This window comes from Deltaproteobacteria bacterium (assembly GCA_020848745.1).
GTDB lineage: Bacteria > Desulfobacterota > Binatia > UTPRO1 > UTPRO1 > UTPRO1.
Window position 1 is genome coordinate 1 of the sequence record JADLHM010000134.1, and the last position, 15,138, is coordinate 15,138.

The following is a 15,138-nucleotide window of genomic DNA, read 5'->3' on the forward strand; positions in this document are numbered from 1 at the left end:
CGGACGCAACAAGAGCGGCGAGATCTTCTTCTACGACACCGGCGGCGACATCGTCGAAGACCTCGGCACCCTCGAGTACCTGAAGCAGCGGATCATCCGCGCCCACTTCGGCGACGAGCCGGAGTGATCACCGCTACAGATCCTCGGGCACCGTCGCGATCACGCGATCGCCGTCGACGCGCAGCGGAACGCGGATGAGGAAACGTCCGAACGGCGGGCCGGAGACGCACTTTCCGGTATCCGGCTCGTACAGGGCGCCGTGCGTGGAGCACACCACGTAGCGGCCGCTCTCGTCGAGGAAGCGTCCCTCGACCCAGTCCATCGTGATCTCGACGTGCTGGCAGCGGTTCACCCACGCGTGCAGCGTGCCGTCGAGGTTCACGAGGAAGGCCTCGGTCGGATCGCCCGCGGTCGGCAGCAGGAATTTTCGCGTCGTGCCCGGCGCGAGATCGCCGACGGTCGCGACGACGACCTCGCGTGATTGCTCCATGCGCGCGCCTTGCCTAGCATGCCGGTGCCGCGTCACCAATGGACACGCCGCTTCCGAAGCTCCGCGTCGGCGAGATCCGGCGTCGCCTCGGCGCGCACGCGCCGAGCATCCTCGTGCCGAGCGCGAAGCACGCGGCGGTCGCCGCGGTGCTGCACGGCACCGACACCGGCAGCGAGCTGCTCTTCATCGAGCGCGCCGAGCACCCGCGCGATCCGTGGTCGGGCCACATGGCGTTCCCGGGCGGCCGCGTCGATCCGGGCGACGCGTCGGCGCGCCACGCCGCCGAGCGCGAGACGCTCGAGGAGGTCGGCCTGGATCTCGCGGGCGCCGAGCTCCTGGGGCGCCTCGACGACGTCGAGGGCGCGCCGCCCGGGTTCGACTCGCTGGTGGTGTCGGCGTTCGTCTACCATCTCGATCGCCGCGTCGCGGCGACGCCGAACTCCGAGGTGCGCAACGTGCTCTGGGTCCCGATGGCGCACCTCGAGGACCGAGAGCGCCGCGTCCCCTTCTACTGGCCGCGGCAGCAGCACGACGTGCACTATCCCGGCATCCTCGTCGGCCAGCCCGACCGCCACGTCGTGTGGGGGCTCACGTACCGCTTCCTCGAGCTCTTCTTCGTGGCGCTCGGCCGGCAGCTCTAGCCCGGGTCAGGAGCTACACGACCGCGAGCGCGCGCTCGAGCTCGGCGAGCGTACCGCACGCGACGACCGCGTCGACGTGCCGCGCATAGGCCGCGACCACGCTGTCGCCGGTGTTCCAGCGCTCGCGCGGCTCGGGGTTCAGCCAGAGCGCGCGCCGGACGCGCGCCCGAGCGGCCGCCAGCAGGTCCGCCCGCGGCGGGCGGCGGTTGTTGCGCGCGTCCCCGAGGATCAGGAGCACGGTGTCCGCCCCGAGCGCGTCCGCTTCCCGCTCCGCGAGGTCGCGCAGCACCCGGCCGAAGTCGGAGCGGGCCATGAGGTCGATATGCGCCGCCGGGCGCACCTGTCCCTCCACGAACTCGATCTCGACCAGACGATCGACGAAACCGAAGAAGCGGACCCGGCGGAAGCACGGGGCCGCCGGGGCGAGGAGTGCGAGGAAGAAGTCGGTCGCGGTCGCCGCCGACGCCGAGAGATCGCAGAGCGCGACGAGGTCCGGCGCGCCGGGGCGCCGGCCGCGCCAGCGCCGATCGAACGGTACGCCGCCGCGCGGAACCGCGGCGCGGATGGTGCGTCGGAAGTCGAGGCGGCCCCGCGGGCGGGCCCGCAAGCGGCGCCGGAGGCGCGCCGTGATCCGCGCGGCGATCGTACGCGCGAGCTCGGCGCAGGCTTCCACGTCGGCGGCGCTCATCGCGCGGAACGGAAGGCGGAGGAGCCGGCGCTCGCGGTCGAGGCGGGCAAGCGTCGCGCCGCCGCCGGGCGCGGTCGAGGCGTCGTCCGCCGACGCGCGGCGCGCGGCGGCGGGAGCCGCGGATGCCGCAGCGGTCCGGTCGTCGCCCTCTCGTCGCGGCTCCGCGTCGCGCTCGCGCGGCTCCGCGTGCACGGACCGCGCGTCCTCCTCGCGACCTTCCGTTCCGCGCGCGCCGCGCGCCGGCCCCGAGCGAGGCTCCCGCTCCGCGGCCGGCCGCCGTTCGTCGCGCCGCCCGCCGCCCGCCGACGTCGGCGCCCCACCGCCCGTTCCTCCTCCCTCTCCCGCGCCGCGCGCGCGCCGCCGCCTCGCCGCCTCGGCGGCGGCGCCGCGCGCGGGGAAGACCGCCTCGAACGCGGCGACGTAGGTCGCGCGGTCGCGCTCGTCCTTCACGAGCGCCGCGGCGAGCGCTTCGCGGAGCGCCGTCCGGTCGACTCCCACCACCGCCGCCGCCCGCGCGGCATCCATGGCTTCTGCGATGCTGACGGCGACGCCGTCGCGGCGAAGAGCCGCCACGAGCGCCTCGATCCGCGTCCTCATTTCTTGCGACGAGGCGGGCGCGCACCCGCGATCGTGCGCCGCTGCGGCACCCGCCTCCCAGAGAATTCGAGGATTTCCACCAACCTGCGTGGCACCGGCGTTGCTCTCCCGAGGGACGTGCACGGCAGCATCCAGCTCGCGATCCTCGTCGTCCTGAACCTGGCGCTCCAGCTCTTCGACGGCGTCGCCACGTACGTCGGCTGGCAGCAGCACGGCGAGATGAATCCGATCCTGCTCGCGGGATTCGGCCGCTTCGGAGCCGGTCCGACGCTCGTGGCGGCGAAGGCGCTCGCGATCGTGCTCGTGCTCGTGCTCGCCGCGACGCCACGCCGCCGGCTCGCCGTGTTCGGCCTCGCCCTCACGCTCACGGCGTACACGACGCTCTCGTTCGTGCCGTGGACGCAGCGCCTCTTCGGCTGATCCGCCTCAACGTTTGGCCGGCGGCGTCCTGCCGAGGCCGGCGATCGCGGGCTCCGCCTTGCGGAAGTCCTCCTCGTGCTTCAACAACACGGCGAGCGTCCGCCGCACCGGCTCCGGCTCGAGCTCGCGGATGCCGAGCGCGAGGAGCGCACGCGCCCAGTCGAGCGTCTCGGCGATGCTCGGCGACTTCTTGAGCCCGAGCCTGCGGAGCTGCGCCACGAACTCCGCGACCCGCATCCGCAGCTGCGCGTCGAGCGCCGGCACCTTGAGCGCGATGATCTCGCGCTCCTTCTCGACGCCGGGGAAGTCCAGATAGAGGTGCAGACAGCGCCGCTTGAGCGCCTCCGAGAGCTCGCGCCGCTGGTTCGACGTGAGGACCACCACCGGACGCTCGCGAGCGACGATCGTTCCGAGCTCCGGCACCGTCACCTGGGACTCGGCCAGCACCTCGAGGAGGAACGCCTCGAGCTCCTCGTCGGCCTTGTCGATCTCGTCGATCAGGAGCACCGTCCGTCGCGGCGCGCTGATGGCCTTGAGGAGCGGACGCTCGAGCAGGTACTCGCGCGAGAAGATGTGGTCCTTGAGCTCGTCCCAGCCCGCGTGCTCGCGGTCGGCCTGCAGCCGCATGAGCTGCTTCTGGTAGTTCCACTCGTAGAGCGCGTGCGAGGCGTCGAGGCCCTCGTAGCATTGCAGGCGGATGACCTCGGTCCCGAGCATCGCGGCGACGACCTTCGCGAGCTCGGTCTTGCCCGCGCCCGCGGGTCCTTCGACCAGGAGCGGCTTCTCGAGCACGAGCGCCAGGTACACGACGGTCTCGACCCGCGGCGTGGTGACGTAGCGGGCCGCCGTCATGCCCGCCCGCACCGCCTCGGCCGTGATGTCCATGGTGCCTTTCAATCGTCGAGGCCGTAGACGGCAAGGACGGCCATGAGGTCCATGGTACCTTTCAATCGTCGAGGCCGGAGAAGGCAAGGACGGCCGTGATGTCCATGGTGCCTTTCAATCGTCGAGGCCGGAGAAGGCAAGGACGGCCATGAGGTCCATGGTACCTTTCAATCGTCGAGGCAGTAGAAGACGAGCCCGGTCAGGAGCTTCGGGAAGAAGTAGGTCGACTTCTCGGGCATCGTGAGGCCGGCGAGACCGACCGCGCGGAGATCGCCGACGCTCGTCGCGGGAAGGAAGAACGCGGCGGCCGCCTCGCCGCGGTCGACGAGGCCGAGGGCGCGCCGCGCGTCCTGCGTGTACGTGAGGCCGGGCGCGCCGCCGCGCTCGCCGATCGGCAGCCGGAGGATGCCGGCGAGCACGATCTGGTGCAGCACGGTCACGTCGAGGACGCGCAGCGCGGGCGGCACCGTCGTCGCGAACGGCAGCGCGTGCGTCGGCGCCGTGCAGAACCAGAGCTGCGTCGCGCCGCGCACCGCGACGCCGAGGTGCGCCCTGTCGCTGGTGCGGTCGCCAGCCGCCGCGTCGAGGCGGCGGAGCATGGCCGCGAGGCCGTCCTCGGACCACGGCAGCTCCTCCACCGTGAAATGCTCGGCGAGGGCGCCGCGCAGCGCCTCCGGCACGAGCGGCAGCGTCGCCAGCACGCGATGGGTCGGGAAGATCACGAGCCCCGCGTTCTCCATGGTCGTGAGATAGCAGAGCACGTAGTCGTAGGGCGCCTCGCCGAGCGGCGGCGCGCCGGCGCCGGCGGCCGCGCGGCGCTCGTCACGGTAGCGGAGCGCCGTCTCGTAGCGATGGTGACCGTCGGCGATGAAGACCTCGTGCGGCGCGACGCGCGCCTCGATCTCGGCGATCACCCGCGGGTCGTCGAGACGCCACATGCGGTCGTGGGAGCCGTCTTTGCCGCGCACGTCGACGTCGGGCGGCCGGGTCGTCGGGACGAGCGCCGCGAGATCGAGCCCGGGCGCCGACACGAGCCCGAAGATCGGCGAGAGCGAGACGCCGGTCGCTTGCAGCAGCGCGAAGCGGTCGTCCTTGGCCTTCTGCAGCGTCCGCTCGTGCGGCCGCACCTTCCCGGACTCGAAGCTCTCGACCCGGAGCGCGCCGATCACGCCGACGCGGTCGCGCGTCGAGCCGTCGGGAAGCGGGAACTTCTGCGCGTAGAGATAGAGCGAAGGGTTCGCGTCGACAGCGACGGCGCCCTCCTCGCGCCAGGCGGCGAGGGTCGCCGCGGCGCCGCCGTAGGGATCCGGATCGCGACAGAGGTCGATGCGCACGACGTTGTAGTCGCTCTGCGCGTACAGGCGATCGCGCTGCGCGCCGTCAATGACGTCGTACGGAGGCGCAGTGACGGCCGCGGGATCGCCGACGACGCCGGCGTCGTAGCGCAGTCCTGGAAACGATCGAAAAGTAGCCACGGGATCTTCCTTAGACGTTCGAGAGTGGCGTCGTTCCGAGCACGCCTCGGAGCGCGTCGATCGGCGTCGCGCCGCGACGGATGACCCGCGCCGCGTCGCCGACGACGAGTAGCACGGTGGACCCGAGGCCGCCAGCGAGACGGCCGCCGTCCACGTACGCGACGGCGTCGCCGAAGTACCCCCGCGCCTCCGCGACGTCGAGCGCCGGCCCCGCGCCGCCCGGATTGGCGCTCGTCGCCGTGAGCGGCTCGCCGAGCGCCGTCACCAGCGCCCGCGCGATCGGATGGCTCGACACGCGGACGCCGATCATGCCGGTCCCGCCGGTGAGCGCGGGCGGCAGATCGGCGTGCGCGGGCATCACGAGCGTGAGGGGTCCGGGCCAGAACGCGTCGACGAGACGGCGCGCCGGCGCCGGAACGTGCGCCACGACGCGGCCGAGCATCCCCGCGTCGGCGACGACGAGCGCGATCGGCTTCCCCGCATCGCGGCCTTTGAGCCGCGCGATCCCGGCGACCGCCTCGTAGGAAAGGGCGCGCGCGCCGAGCCCGTAGAACGTCTCGGTCGGGTATACGACCGCGCCGCCGCGGCGGAGCATCGCGAGCGCCGCGTCGATCTCGCGCGCCGCCATCAGTCGCTCGGCGTCGCCGGCCACTCGAAGAGCCGGCGGCGAAGGCGCGGCACGGCGAGCGGCACGATCACGGCCGCCAGCAGCACCCCGGTCATCAGCAGGGACTCGGACGACCCCCATTCGCCGATCGTCGACCCGAACGTGGCCAGCGCCGCCGCCCGCGCGTAGCTCGCCGGCACGACGACGGCGAGGAAGGTCGAGGTGGCAAGCGTCGAGCAGCCCGCCGTCCAATGGGCCGCCATCAACGGACCGACGGGATGGAGGGTCGCGACCCCCGTGAAGAGCGCGACCGGCGTCGCGCCGCGCGTCGTCAGGTAGCGCAGCCGCGCCCGCCATTCCGCCGGAACCATCGTGTCGCCGATGCGGCGCGCGAGCCCGAAGTTGACCACGCCCGAGATGATGATCGCGGTGCCGCCGAGCATCGTGCCGAGGGGACCGCCGAAGATGAAGCCGCCCGCCGTGAGCAGCACGACCGCCGGCAGCAGAATCAGCTGCCGTAGGACGACCAGGACGAAGAAGGCCGCCGGCGCGTGCCAGCCGAGGGCCTCGGCCCACGCGCGCACGGCGTCGACCGACGGATGCAGGCCGAGCTCGCTCCGGAGCCATTGCCCCGCGACGACGAGCGCCGTAACGAGGAGCGCGAGGCGCCACCCGGCGCGCGACCTCACGGCGCCGCTCCACGAGCGGGGCAACGCGGCTCGGCCAGAATGATCGCGCTCGGGATCATCGCGCAGCGCGCAATCTAGAGAATCACACGGGCGAGGCCAAGGTCGCCACGCGCTCCGGCCCCCGCTTTGTCGGCGGGACGGAAAGGCGATAGATCGGCCCGACTCGCATGTCCGCGCCGGTTACGGACTCTTCCTCCGAAGACGGATCCACTCCGCACACCGCCAGGCACGGGACCGGCGTGCTGGTGCTCGGCCTCGCCGCCCTCGGCGTGGTCTACGGCGACCTCGGCACGTCGCCGCTCTACGCCATCAAGGAGTGCTTCGGCATCGAGCACGGCCTGCACCCGTCGCACGCGAACGTCCTCGGCATCCTGTCGCTCGTGTTCTGGTCGCTGCTGATCGTCGTCGTCGTCAAGTACCTGACGTTCATCATGCGGGCCGACAACCGCGGCGAGGGCGGCATCCTGGCGCTCCTGGCGCTCTTACGACCCGCCGACCAGCCGCGGTCGCACTTGATCACGCTCGGCCTCTTCGGCGCCGCCCTCCTGTACGGCGACGGCGTCATCACGCCGGCGATCTCGGTGTTGAGCGCGGTCGAGGGCCTGGAGGTGGGCGCCCCGAGCCTCGAGCCGTTCGTGGTGCCGATCACCGTCCTCATCCTGGCCGCGCTGTTCTTCGTACAACGTCGGGGCACCGCGAACGTCGGCGCGGTGTTCGGTCCGGTGACCCTCGTCTGGTTCATCAGCATCGCGGCGGCGGGCGCGCCGTGGATCGCGCGCGAGCCCGGCGTGCTGCTGGCGCTCGACCCCCGCCACGCGGCGACCTTCCTCTTCGCGCACGGCTACCATGGCTTCCTCGTGCTCGGCGCCGTCGTGCTCTGCATCACCGGCGGCGAGGCGCTCTACGCCGACATGGGTCATTTCGGCCGCCAACCGATCCGCGCCGCCTGGTACACGGTCGTGCTCCCCGCGTTGCTCCTCAACTACCTCGGGCAGGGCGCGCTCCTGATCCACAGTTGCGACGGACCGGAAGGCACCGCGGCGGCCGTATGCCGCGCGGCCGTCGAGCGGCCCTTCTACGAGCTCGTCCCGTCGATGCTGCTCTATCCCATGGTACTGATCGCGACGGTCGCGACCGTGGTCGCCTCCCAGGCGCTGATCTCGGGCGCCTTCTCGCTCACGCAGCAGGCCGTGCAGCTCGGCTTCATCCCCCGTGTCCAGATCGTCCACACCTCGGCGACTACCGAAGGACAGATCTTCGTGCCGAGCGTGAACGGCGCGCTCGCGCTCGCGTGCATTGCGGTCGTGATGGTCGCCGGCAGCTCGTCGAAGCTGGCGGCGGCCTACGGTATCGCCGTGACCGGCACGATGGCGGTCACCTCCGTCCTGTTCTACGCGGTCGCCCACACGCATTGGGGGTGGTCGCGTCTGCGCGCGGGAAGCCTCGTCGCGCTCTTCCTCACGGTCGATCTCGCTTTCTTCGGCGCGAATCTCGCGAAGATCTTCCACGGCGGCTGGTTCCCGATGGTGGCAGCGCTCGGCGTGTTCAGCATCATGACCACCTGGCGCATGGGCGCGCGCTGGCGCTACCGCGAGCTCTCGAAGGTGCGCATCAAGTTCGAGGACTTCTTCACGAGCATGAAGCTGCAGCCGCCGGCGCGCGTGAAGGGCACGGCGGTGTTCATGACGCAGGACGCGGAGGGCACGCCGATGGCCCTCCTCCACCAGCTCAAGCACAATCAGGTGTTGCACGAGCAGGTCGTGCTGCTCACCATCGTCACGCTCAACGAGCCGACGGTGCCCGACGACCAGCGCGTGCAGGTGGCGCAGCTGCACGCCGGCTTCTGGCGCGTCATCGCGCGCTACGGCTTCATGGAGACGCCCAACGTTCCCGAGGTCATGACGCTCGCCGCCGGGCAGGGCCTCGCCATCTATCGCGGCCGCACGAGCTACTTCCTCGGCCGCGAGACCTTCATCGCGACCGGCCGCTCGAACATGCCGCGCTGGCGGCGCGTGCTCTTCGCCTTCCTCGCGAAGAACGCCCGGTCGCCGACCGAGTTCTTCGGCATCCCCGCCAACGAGGTCGTCGAGCTCGGCGCGCAGATCGAGATCTGACGGGAACTTCTCTTGCATTCGCTAGCCAGGTAACGATTGACACCTGGCCTTTGCGGGGCTCGTTGCGTCTGAAGCTCGCATATGCGAAGAAGCGGCCCCATGCCTACACGCGCTTCGACGTTTCGCATCGGTGAGGTGGCGACCATCCTCGGCGCCAGCGCGGACACCGTCCGCCGGCTCGCCGACACCGGGAAGCTCCGCACCAGGCGCACCGCCGCGGGCCACCGCGTCGTCGCCGGCGCCGAGCTCGCGCGCTTCCTCGTGACCAACCTCGGCGCACCCGAAGCCGACGTCATCGTCGCCCGCTCGGCGCGCAACCGCTTCCCGGGGATCGTCACGCGCGTCGTCAAGGACAAGGTGGCCGCCCAGGTGGAGATCCACGCCGGCCCGCATCGCATCGTCTCGCTGATGACGCGCGAGGCCGCGGACGAGCTCGGGCTCGCGCCCGGCGTGCGGGCGGTCGCCGCCGTCAAGGCCACCAACGTCGTCATCGAGCTTCCCGGCTCCCGGTCGAAAAACACATGAGCCACCGACGCACGATCGGGGCCGTCCTGCTCGTCTGGGCGTTGGCGGCGGCGCCGCCGCCGGCCCCGGCCCAGATCGCGACGCCGCCGCCGTCCGGCCCCCTGCACCGCCTGCTCGCCACCCCCGACTGGCTCTCGCTCCGGCTCGAGCACCGGTCGCGCTTCGAGCACCTCCAGAACGACTTCCGCTCCGGCTCCGCGGGCAAGGACGAAACCGCGGCCGTCCTGCGGACGCTCCTCGCGGCCGAGCTCCATATCCAGCGCCTCTCTGCCGGCGTCGAGATCGAGGACTCCCGCGCCTACGCCGACGATCAGACGCCGCTCAACACGACCGCCGTGGATGCGCTCGAGGTCCTCCAGGCCTACCTCGGATGGCGTCAGGCGAACGCCTTCCGCGCCGGCGATCAGCTGGCGCTCACCGCGGGACGCATGACCATCGACCTCGGCAGCCGGCGGCTCGTCGCCCGCAACGAGTTCCGCAACACCATCAACGCCTTCACGGGTCTCGACTTGCAGTGGACGAGCCCCGGACGGCACGTGATCCGCGGCTTCGCGACGATGCCGGTCGTCCGCCTCCCGACGGATCCCGAGCGGCTGGAGGACAATGAAATCGAGCTCGATCAGGAAAACGACCGCACGGCGCTCTGGGGGCTCTTCTATGCCTCGCCGGCGCTCTACGCCGACGCGCGTCTCGAGGCCTACGTCGTCGGCATCATGGAGGGGGACCGCCACGACGCGCCGTCGGCGAACCGCCGCCTCGCGACACCGGGCTTCCGCATCCTCCGGCCGCCCGCGACCGGTCGCCTCGACTTCCAGCTCGAGTCGATGCTGCAGGCCGGCGAGTCGCGCGCATCGACCGCGGCGAAGGACACCAGGGACCTCGATCATCTCGCCTTCTCCATCCACGCCTCGACGGGGTACCGTTTCGACGCGCCGTGGACGCCGCGGCTCGTGCTCCAGTACGACGTCGCGAGCGGCGACTCCTCCCCGAACGACCGCGACAACAACCGCTTCGATCCCCTGTTCGGCGCCCGCCGCTTCGAACTCGGGCCGACGAGCCTCTACGGCGCGCTCGCGCGCAGCAACCTGAACAGCCCGGGCCTCCGCCTCGAGGTCGCGCCGCGATCCGACGTCGACGCGTTCGTGGCCTATCGCCCCACGTGGCTCGAAGCCGACCGCGACGCCTGGACGACAGCGGGCCTCCGCGACCCCGCGGGGAACTCCGGCGCCTTCCTCGGGCATCAGATCGAAGGGCGCGTCCGCTGGCACGTGCGACCGAGCCGGCTCGTGCTCGACCTCGGCTGCGCCTACCTCGCCAAGGGCGAGTTCTCCAAGGACGCGCCCGGCGCCGTCGACGCGTCACCGCTCTACTTCTACACGCAGCTCACGGTGACCCTGTGACCACGACCGCCCGCCTCCTGACCGCGCTGCTGCTCGCCTGGACCTCCGTCGCGACCTCGTCGGTAAGGGCGCACGCCGCCGACCCATCGCCCCGGCCGCGGACGCGCGAGGTCGTCGTCTTCGCCGCCGCCTCGCTGACCGCCTCCTTCCGCGCCGCCGCAACCGCGTTCGAGGCGGCGCACCCGGACACCAAGGTCACCCTCAACTTCGCGGGCTCGCCGACCCTCGTGCAGCAGATCCGCGAGGGCGCCCCGGCCGACGTGTTCGCGGCCGCCGACGAAGCGAACATGCGGAAGCTCGTCGACGCGGGCGCCGTCGCCGGGGCGCCGCGCGTCTTCGCGCGCAACGTGCTGCAGATCGCCGTCGCCAAGGGGAATCTGCACCGCATCGCCGGCCTCGCCGACCTCGTCCGTCCGGGGCTCGTCGTGGTGCTGTGCGGGGAGACCGTACCGTGCGGGAAATACGCCCTCGAGGCGTTCGGCAAGGCCGCGCTCGCACCGCCCCCCGGCAGCCGCGAGACCGACGTGAAAGCGGTGGTCACGAAGGTCGCCCTCGGCGAGGCCGACGCCGGCATCGTCTACGCGACCGATGTCCGGGCCGCCGCCGACAAGATCACGGGGGTCGATCTCGCGCCCGCACACGCCGTCGGCGCCGAGTATCCGATCGCCATCCTCCGCGAGGCGACGCACGCCGAGACGGCGCGGGCTTTCGTGGCGTTCGTGCTATCCGGTCCCGGGACGACGATCCTGGGAGCGCACGGATTCCTGCCACCCTGACAAAGCATCATCGCGAGCGGCCGCCGCTCGCCGTCGTGTCGTTGGCGGCGACGGCGACGGCGTTCTTCGCTCTGCCCCTCGTCGGGCTGCTCTGGCGCGCGCCCCTCGCCACGCTCTGGAGCGAGCTCACCGCCCCGCCGATCCTGGCCGCGCTCCGGCTGTCGCTCGTGTGCTCGGTCGCGGCGACCGGGCTCGCCGTCGCCTTCGGCCTGCCGCTCGCCTGGATCCAGGCCCGCACGACCTTCCCGGGCCAGGGGCTCCTGCGCGCCGCGACCACGCTCCCGATCGTGCTGCCGCCGGTCGTCGCGGGGGTCGCGCTGCTGGTCGTGTTCGGCCGCCGCGGCATGCTGGGGGCGTGGCTCGACGCCTGGTTTGGCATCCGGCTGCCGTTCACGGTCGCCGGCGCAACGCTCGCCGAGACGTTCGTCGCGATGCCCTTCTTCGTGCTCACCATGGAGGGCGCGTTCCGCTCGGCAGACCGGCGGCTCGAGGAGGTCGCCCGCACGCTCGGGGCGTCGCGCTGGACCGTCTTCCGGCGCGTGACGCTGCCGCTGGTCCGGCCGTCGCTGCAGGCCGGAGCCATCCTGGCGTGGGCCCGCGCGCTCGGCGAGTTCGGCGCGACGATCACGTTCGCCGGCAACGTCGAGGGTCGCACGCAGACCTTGCCGCTGGCGGTGTACCTCGCGCTCGAGACGCGACCGGAATCGGCCTTCGTCCTGAGCCTCGTGTTGCTGGCGGTGTCGCTCGCCGTGCTGGTGGGCCTGCGGCGCCGCTGGCTCGGAGGCCTCACGTGAGCCTCGACGCCGCGATCGTGGTGCGCCGCGACCGCTTCACGCTCGACATCGGCCTGCGCATCGCGAGCGGCGAGGTCGTCGCGGTGCTCGGCCCGAGCGGCGCCGGCAAGACGACGCTCCTCCGCGCTATCGCCGGGCTCGCCAGGCTGAGCGCGGGGCGCATCGCGATCGACGGCGTGGTCTACGAGGACACCGCGACCGGAACGTGGATTCCGCCCGAGCGCCGGTGTCTCGGGGTCGTCTTCCAGGACGCCCTCCTCTTCCCGCACCTGAGCGTGCTCGACAACATCGCGTCGGGGCTCCGCTTCACGGGCGTCTCCCGCATGGTGGCGCGGAAACGCGCGCGTGAATGGCTGGCGCGCCTCGGGCTCGAGGCGCTCGCCGACGCCCGCCCGGCGTCGCTTTCGGGCGGCCAGGCGCAGCGCATCGCCCTGGCGCGCGCGCTCGCGCCGAAGCCGCGCCTCCTCCTGCTCGACGAGCCGCTCTCGGCCCTCGACGTCGCGACGCGGGCCGAGGTCCGGCGCGAGCTGCGCCGCCAGCTCGCGTCCTTCGGCGGCATCCGCCTCATCGTGACCCACGATCCGATCGACGCGCTCGCCCTCGCCGATCGCCTGGTGGTGGTGGAGGCGGGCCGGGTCGTCCAGGCGGGTGCGCCGCTCGAGGTCACGGCGCGCCCGCGCTCGCGCTACGTCGCGGACTTCGTCGGAGTGAACTGGTTCTGCGGACGGGCGCACGGGGACGTGGTCACGCTCGACGCCGGCGCCGCGCTGACAGTGCCGGACGCCGAGGCCGGCGAGGTGTTCGTCGTCGTCCATCCGCGCGCCGTGGCGCTCCACCGCGCGAAGCCGGAGGGAAGCCCGCGAAACGTGCTGGCGAGCACGGTGGTCGCGGTCGACGACGAAGGGACCCGCGTCCGCGTCCACCTGGCGGTGCCCTTCCCGCTCGTCGCCGAGGTCACACGTACCGCCGCCGCCGAACTCGAGCTCGACCGCGGCGGCGCACTCTGGGTCACCGTCAAAGCGACCGAGATCACGACCTATCCGGCGTGAAACCCGGGACGCCCGGACGAGCGCCGCGACCCCGTCGCGTCTGCCGGGAGCCGGGAGCGCCTCGTCGGGACGCTGTCGCAGCTCGCGGACGGGGTCGGCGACTCCGGAGGATGCCGCCGATCTCGCCGTGCTGCACGCGGCGTTACTTCCTGGACGAACGCTTGGCGGCGATCGCCTCCTGGAGCCGGTGATCCTTCTCGGCGACGCCCTCGGCGAGTCCGACCTTGTGGCCCTCGAGCTCGGCCGCGAGATGCGGGTCGGAGAGGGCGAGGATCTGCACCGCGAGGATCGCGGCGTTGTCGGCGCCGGCCTTGCCGATCGCGAGCGTGCCGACCGGGATGCCGGCCGGCATCTGCACCGTCGCGAGGAGCGCGTCGAGCCCGCCGAGCCCCGACGCGTCGAGCGGCACGCCGAGAACGGGCAGCGTCGTCTGCGCCGACACCGCGCCCGCGAGGTGCGCGGCCGCGCCGGCCCCGCAGATGAAGACGGCGAGGCCGCGCTTCTTCGCGTCGCGAGCGAAGCGCGCGGTCTCTTCCGGCGCGCGATGCGCCGAGAGGACGTGGGCCTCGTGCGCGACGCCGAAGCTCGCGAGCCGATCCGACGCCGCCGACATGACGCCCCAATCGCTGTCGCTCCCCATGAGGATCGCGACCCGCGGCGCCGCCGGCGCCTTCTTCACCTTCCCGTTCGCCGTCTTCTTCATCTCGCCCCTCCGACGCGCGCGAGCGCGCGGTATCCGATGTCCTTCCGATAGTGCATGCCGCGAAAGCCGACGCTCGCGACGACCTCGTACGCGTTGGCGATCGCGCTCGCGAAATCGGCACCGAGCGCGCACGCCGTCAGCACGCGTCCGCCGCTCGTCACGACCTCGGCGCCGCGCCGCGCGGTGCCGGCGTGGAAGAGCGCCCGCTCGGTCGACGCCGGCCGCCCGGCGGCGCCCGCGATCGCATCGCCCTTCGCCGGATCTCCGGGGTAGCCTTCCGCCGCGAGCACGACGCCGGCCGCGGGCCGCGGGTCCCACTCCGCCCGGCAGCCCGCGAGGCGGCCAGCGATCGCGGCCTCGACGAGATCGACGAGATCCGAGCGCAGCCGCATCATCAGCACCTGGCACTCGGGATCGCCGAAGCGGACGTTGAACTCGAGCACCTTCGGACGCCCGTGCGCGATCATGAGCCCCGCGTAGAGCACGCCGCGGTAGACGATTCCGTCGGCGGCGAGCCCGGCGACGACCGGGTGCACGATGGTCTCCATCACCTCCGCCTCGAGGGCGGGCGTGAGCACCGGCGCCGGCGAATACGCGCCCATGCCGCCGGTGTTGGGACCCGTATCGCCGTCGCCGACGCGCTTGTGGTCCTGCGACGACGCGAGCGGCAGAACCGTCGTGCCGTCGGTGAGCGCCATGAACGACAGCTCCTCGCCCGGCAGGAACTCCTCGACGACCACGTGCTCGCCGGCGGCGCCGAAGGCGCGCCGCACCATGATCTCCTCGAGGCCGGCGCGCGCGCTCGCGAGGTCGTCGCAGACCAGCACGCCCTTGCCCGCCGCGAGGCCGTCGGCCTTGAGCACGACCGGCGCGCCGACCGTCTCGAGGTACCGCACGGCGTCCGCGTGCTCGCGGAACGTCCGGTGCGCGGCGGTCGGCACGCCGAGGCGCGCCAGCAGCGACTTCATGAACGCCTTGCTGCCCTCGAGCTCGGCGGCGCGGCGACTCGGCCCGAAGATGCGCCGACCGTTCGCCTCGAAGGCGTCGACGATTCCCGCGGTGAGCGGCAGCTCCGGACCGACGATCGTGAGATCGACGTCGCGCGATTCGGCGAGCGCAACGAGCCCCGCGACGTCGTCCGCGGCGACGGCACAGTTTTCCGCGAGCTCGGCGGTTCCGGCGTTTCCGGGCGCGCAGAGAAGCTCCGGCTTCCGCGCGCTCTGCGCGAGCTTCCAGAGGAGCGCGTGCTCGCGGCCGCCGCCGCCGACCACCAGGATCCGCATGG

Annotated in this window: 16 protein-coding genes; 8 read left to right on the forward strand and 8 right to left on the reverse strand. The window is 72.5% G+C overall.

Features of this window, described 5'->3' with window-relative positions:
* Positions 1-133: 133 nt before the first annotated feature.
* Positions 134-490 (reverse strand): Rieske 2Fe-2S domain-containing protein, encoded by a 357-nt coding sequence (locus IT293_19055; GenBank protein MCC6766764.1) that lies wholly within the window; start codon positions 488-490, stop codon positions 134-136.
* Positions 491-528: 38 nt separating this feature from the next.
* Between IT293_19055 and IT293_19060 the strand changes: the two genes are divergently transcribed.
* Positions 529-1,131, forward strand: coding sequence for a CoA pyrophosphatase (locus IT293_19060; protein ID MCC6766765.1), 603 nt, complete (start codon positions 529-531; stop codon positions 1,129-1,131).
* A gap of 13 nt (positions 1,132-1,144) precedes the next feature.
* Here the strand turns inward: IT293_19060 and IT293_19065 are convergent, their stop codons facing one another.
* Positions 1,145-2,416: a VWA domain-containing protein gene (locus IT293_19065; GenBank protein MCC6766766.1), complete on the reverse strand. Its 1,272-nt coding sequence runs from the start codon at positions 2,414-2,416 to the stop codon at positions 1,145-1,147.
* 117 nt (positions 2,417-2,533) lie between these two features.
* On the opposite strand from IT293_19065, the gene IT293_19070 reads away from it, so the two are divergent.
* Complete coding sequence (locus IT293_19070) at positions 2,534-2,836, forward strand: hypothetical protein (protein MCC6766767.1); 303 nt, start codon at positions 2,534-2,536, stop codon at positions 2,834-2,836.
* 6 nt (positions 2,837-2,842) lie between these two features.
* Here the strand turns inward: IT293_19070 and IT293_19075 are convergent, their stop codons facing one another.
* The 4 genes from IT293_19075 to IT293_19090 form a co-directional block, all read right to left on the reverse strand.
* Complete coding sequence (locus IT293_19075) at positions 2,843-3,721, reverse strand: MoxR family ATPase (protein MCC6766768.1); 879 nt, start codon at positions 3,719-3,721, stop codon at positions 2,843-2,845.
* 167 nt (positions 3,722-3,888) lie between these two features.
* Positions 3,889-5,196: a DUF1015 domain-containing protein gene (locus IT293_19080; GenBank protein ID MCC6766769.1), complete on the reverse strand. Its 1,308-nt coding sequence runs from the start codon at positions 5,194-5,196 to the stop codon at positions 3,889-3,891.
* A 10-nt stretch (positions 5,197-5,206) separates the two neighbouring features.
* Positions 5,207-5,824, reverse strand: coding sequence for a threonylcarbamoyl-AMP synthase (locus tag IT293_19085; protein MCC6766770.1), 618 nt, complete (start codon positions 5,822-5,824; stop codon positions 5,207-5,209).
* Positions 5,824-6,492, reverse strand: coding sequence for a TVP38/TMEM64 family protein (locus tag IT293_19090; GenBank protein ID MCC6766771.1), 669 nt, complete (start codon positions 6,490-6,492; stop codon positions 5,824-5,826). Before IT293_19090 ends, IT293_19085 begins: the two co-directional genes overlap by 1 nt.
* A 167-nt stretch (positions 6,493-6,659) precedes the next feature.
* Here IT293_19090 and IT293_19095 point away from each other — a divergent pair, with 167 nt between their 5' ends.
* The 6 genes from IT293_19095 to IT293_19120 all read left to right on the forward strand — a co-directional run bounded on the left by IT293_19095 (position 6,660) and on the right by IT293_19120 (position 13,150).
* Complete coding sequence (locus IT293_19095; GenBank protein ID MCC6766772.1) at positions 6,660-8,606, forward strand: potassium transporter Kup; 1,947 nt, start codon at positions 6,660-6,662, stop codon at positions 8,604-8,606.
* Positions 8,607-8,705: 99 nt separating this feature from the next.
* Positions 8,706-9,131 carry a helix-turn-helix transcriptional regulator gene (locus tag IT293_19100; GenBank protein ID MCC6766773.1) on the forward strand — a complete coding sequence of 142 codons (426 nt, stop codon included), beginning with the start codon at positions 8,706-8,708 and terminating at the stop codon, positions 9,129-9,131.
* Positions 9,128-10,531 (forward strand): alginate export family protein, encoded by a 1,404-nt coding sequence (locus tag IT293_19105; protein MCC6766774.1) that lies wholly within the window; start codon positions 9,128-9,130, stop codon positions 10,529-10,531. Before IT293_19100 ends, IT293_19105 begins: the two co-directional genes overlap by 4 nt.
* Complete coding sequence (gene modA / locus IT293_19110; GenBank protein MCC6766775.1) at positions 10,528-11,307, forward strand: molybdate ABC transporter substrate-binding protein; 780 nt, start codon at positions 10,528-10,530, stop codon at positions 11,305-11,307. The genes IT293_19105 and modA overlap by 4 nt, the downstream gene beginning before the upstream one ends.
* Positions 11,256-12,101, forward strand: a complete 846-nt coding sequence (gene modB, locus IT293_19115) for a molybdate ABC transporter permease subunit (GenBank protein MCC6766776.1) — start codon at positions 11,256-11,258, stop codon at positions 12,099-12,101. The genes modA and modB overlap by 52 nt, the downstream gene beginning before the upstream one ends.
* Entirely contained in the window at positions 12,098-13,150 is a 1,053-nt protein-coding gene (locus tag IT293_19120) for an ABC transporter ATP-binding protein (GenBank protein ID MCC6766777.1), read from the forward strand. Before modB ends, IT293_19120 begins: the two co-directional genes overlap by 4 nt.
* Before the next feature lie 142 nt (positions 13,151-13,292).
* Here the strand turns inward: IT293_19120 and purE are convergent, their stop codons facing one another.
* Both purE and purD read right to left on the reverse strand, forming a co-directional pair.
* Positions 13,293-13,853, reverse strand: coding sequence for a 5-(carboxyamino)imidazole ribonucleotide mutase (purE, locus tag IT293_19125; GenBank protein MCC6766778.1), 561 nt, complete (start codon positions 13,851-13,853; stop codon positions 13,293-13,295).
* On the reverse strand, positions 13,850-15,136 hold the full coding sequence (purD, locus tag IT293_19130) for a phosphoribosylamine--glycine ligase (protein ID MCC6766779.1): 1,287 nt from the start codon (positions 15,134-15,136) through the stop codon (positions 13,850-13,852). The genes purE and purD overlap by 4 nt, the downstream gene beginning before the upstream one ends.
* Positions 15,137-15,138: the final 2 nt, after the last annotated feature.

What these genes read in the sequence shown, in the direction of transcription:
- IT293_19055 (MCC6766764.1), bottom strand. Translation starts at nt 490, where the DNA reads ATGGAGCAATCACGCGAGGTCGTCGTCGCGACCGTCGGCGATCTCGCG.
- IT293_19060 (MCC6766765.1), top strand. Translation starts at nt 529, where the DNA reads ATGGACACGCCGCTTCCGAAGCTCCGCGTCGGCGAGATCCGGCGTCGC.
- IT293_19065 (MCC6766766.1), bottom strand. Translation starts at nt 2,416, where the DNA reads ATGAGGACGCGGATCGAGGCGCTCGTGGCGGCTCTTCGCCGCGACGGC.
- IT293_19075 (MCC6766768.1), bottom strand. Translation starts at nt 3,721, where the DNA reads ATGGACATCACGGCCGAGGCGGTGCGGGCGGGCATGACGGCGGCCCGC.
- IT293_19085 (MCC6766770.1), bottom strand. Translation starts at nt 5,824, where the DNA reads ATGGCGGCGCGCGAGATCGACGCGGCGCTCGCGATGCTCCGCCGCGGC.
- IT293_19095 (MCC6766772.1), top strand. Translation starts at nt 6,660, where the DNA reads ATGTCCGCGCCGGTTACGGACTCTTCCTCCGAAGACGGATCCACTCCG.
- IT293_19100 (MCC6766773.1), top strand. Translation starts at nt 8,706, where the DNA reads ATGCCTACACGCGCTTCGACGTTTCGCATCGGTGAGGTGGCGACCATC.
- IT293_19105 (MCC6766774.1), top strand. Translation starts at nt 9,128, where the DNA reads ATGAGCCACCGACGCACGATCGGGGCCGTCCTGCTCGTCTGGGCGTTG.
- purE (MCC6766778.1), bottom strand. Translation starts at nt 13,853, where the DNA reads ATGAAGAAGACGGCGAACGGGAAGGTGAAGAAGGCGCCGGCGGCGCCG.
- purD (MCC6766779.1), bottom strand. Translation starts at nt 15,136, where the DNA reads ATGCGGATCCTGGTGGTCGGCGGCGGCGGCCGCGAGCACGCGCTCCTC.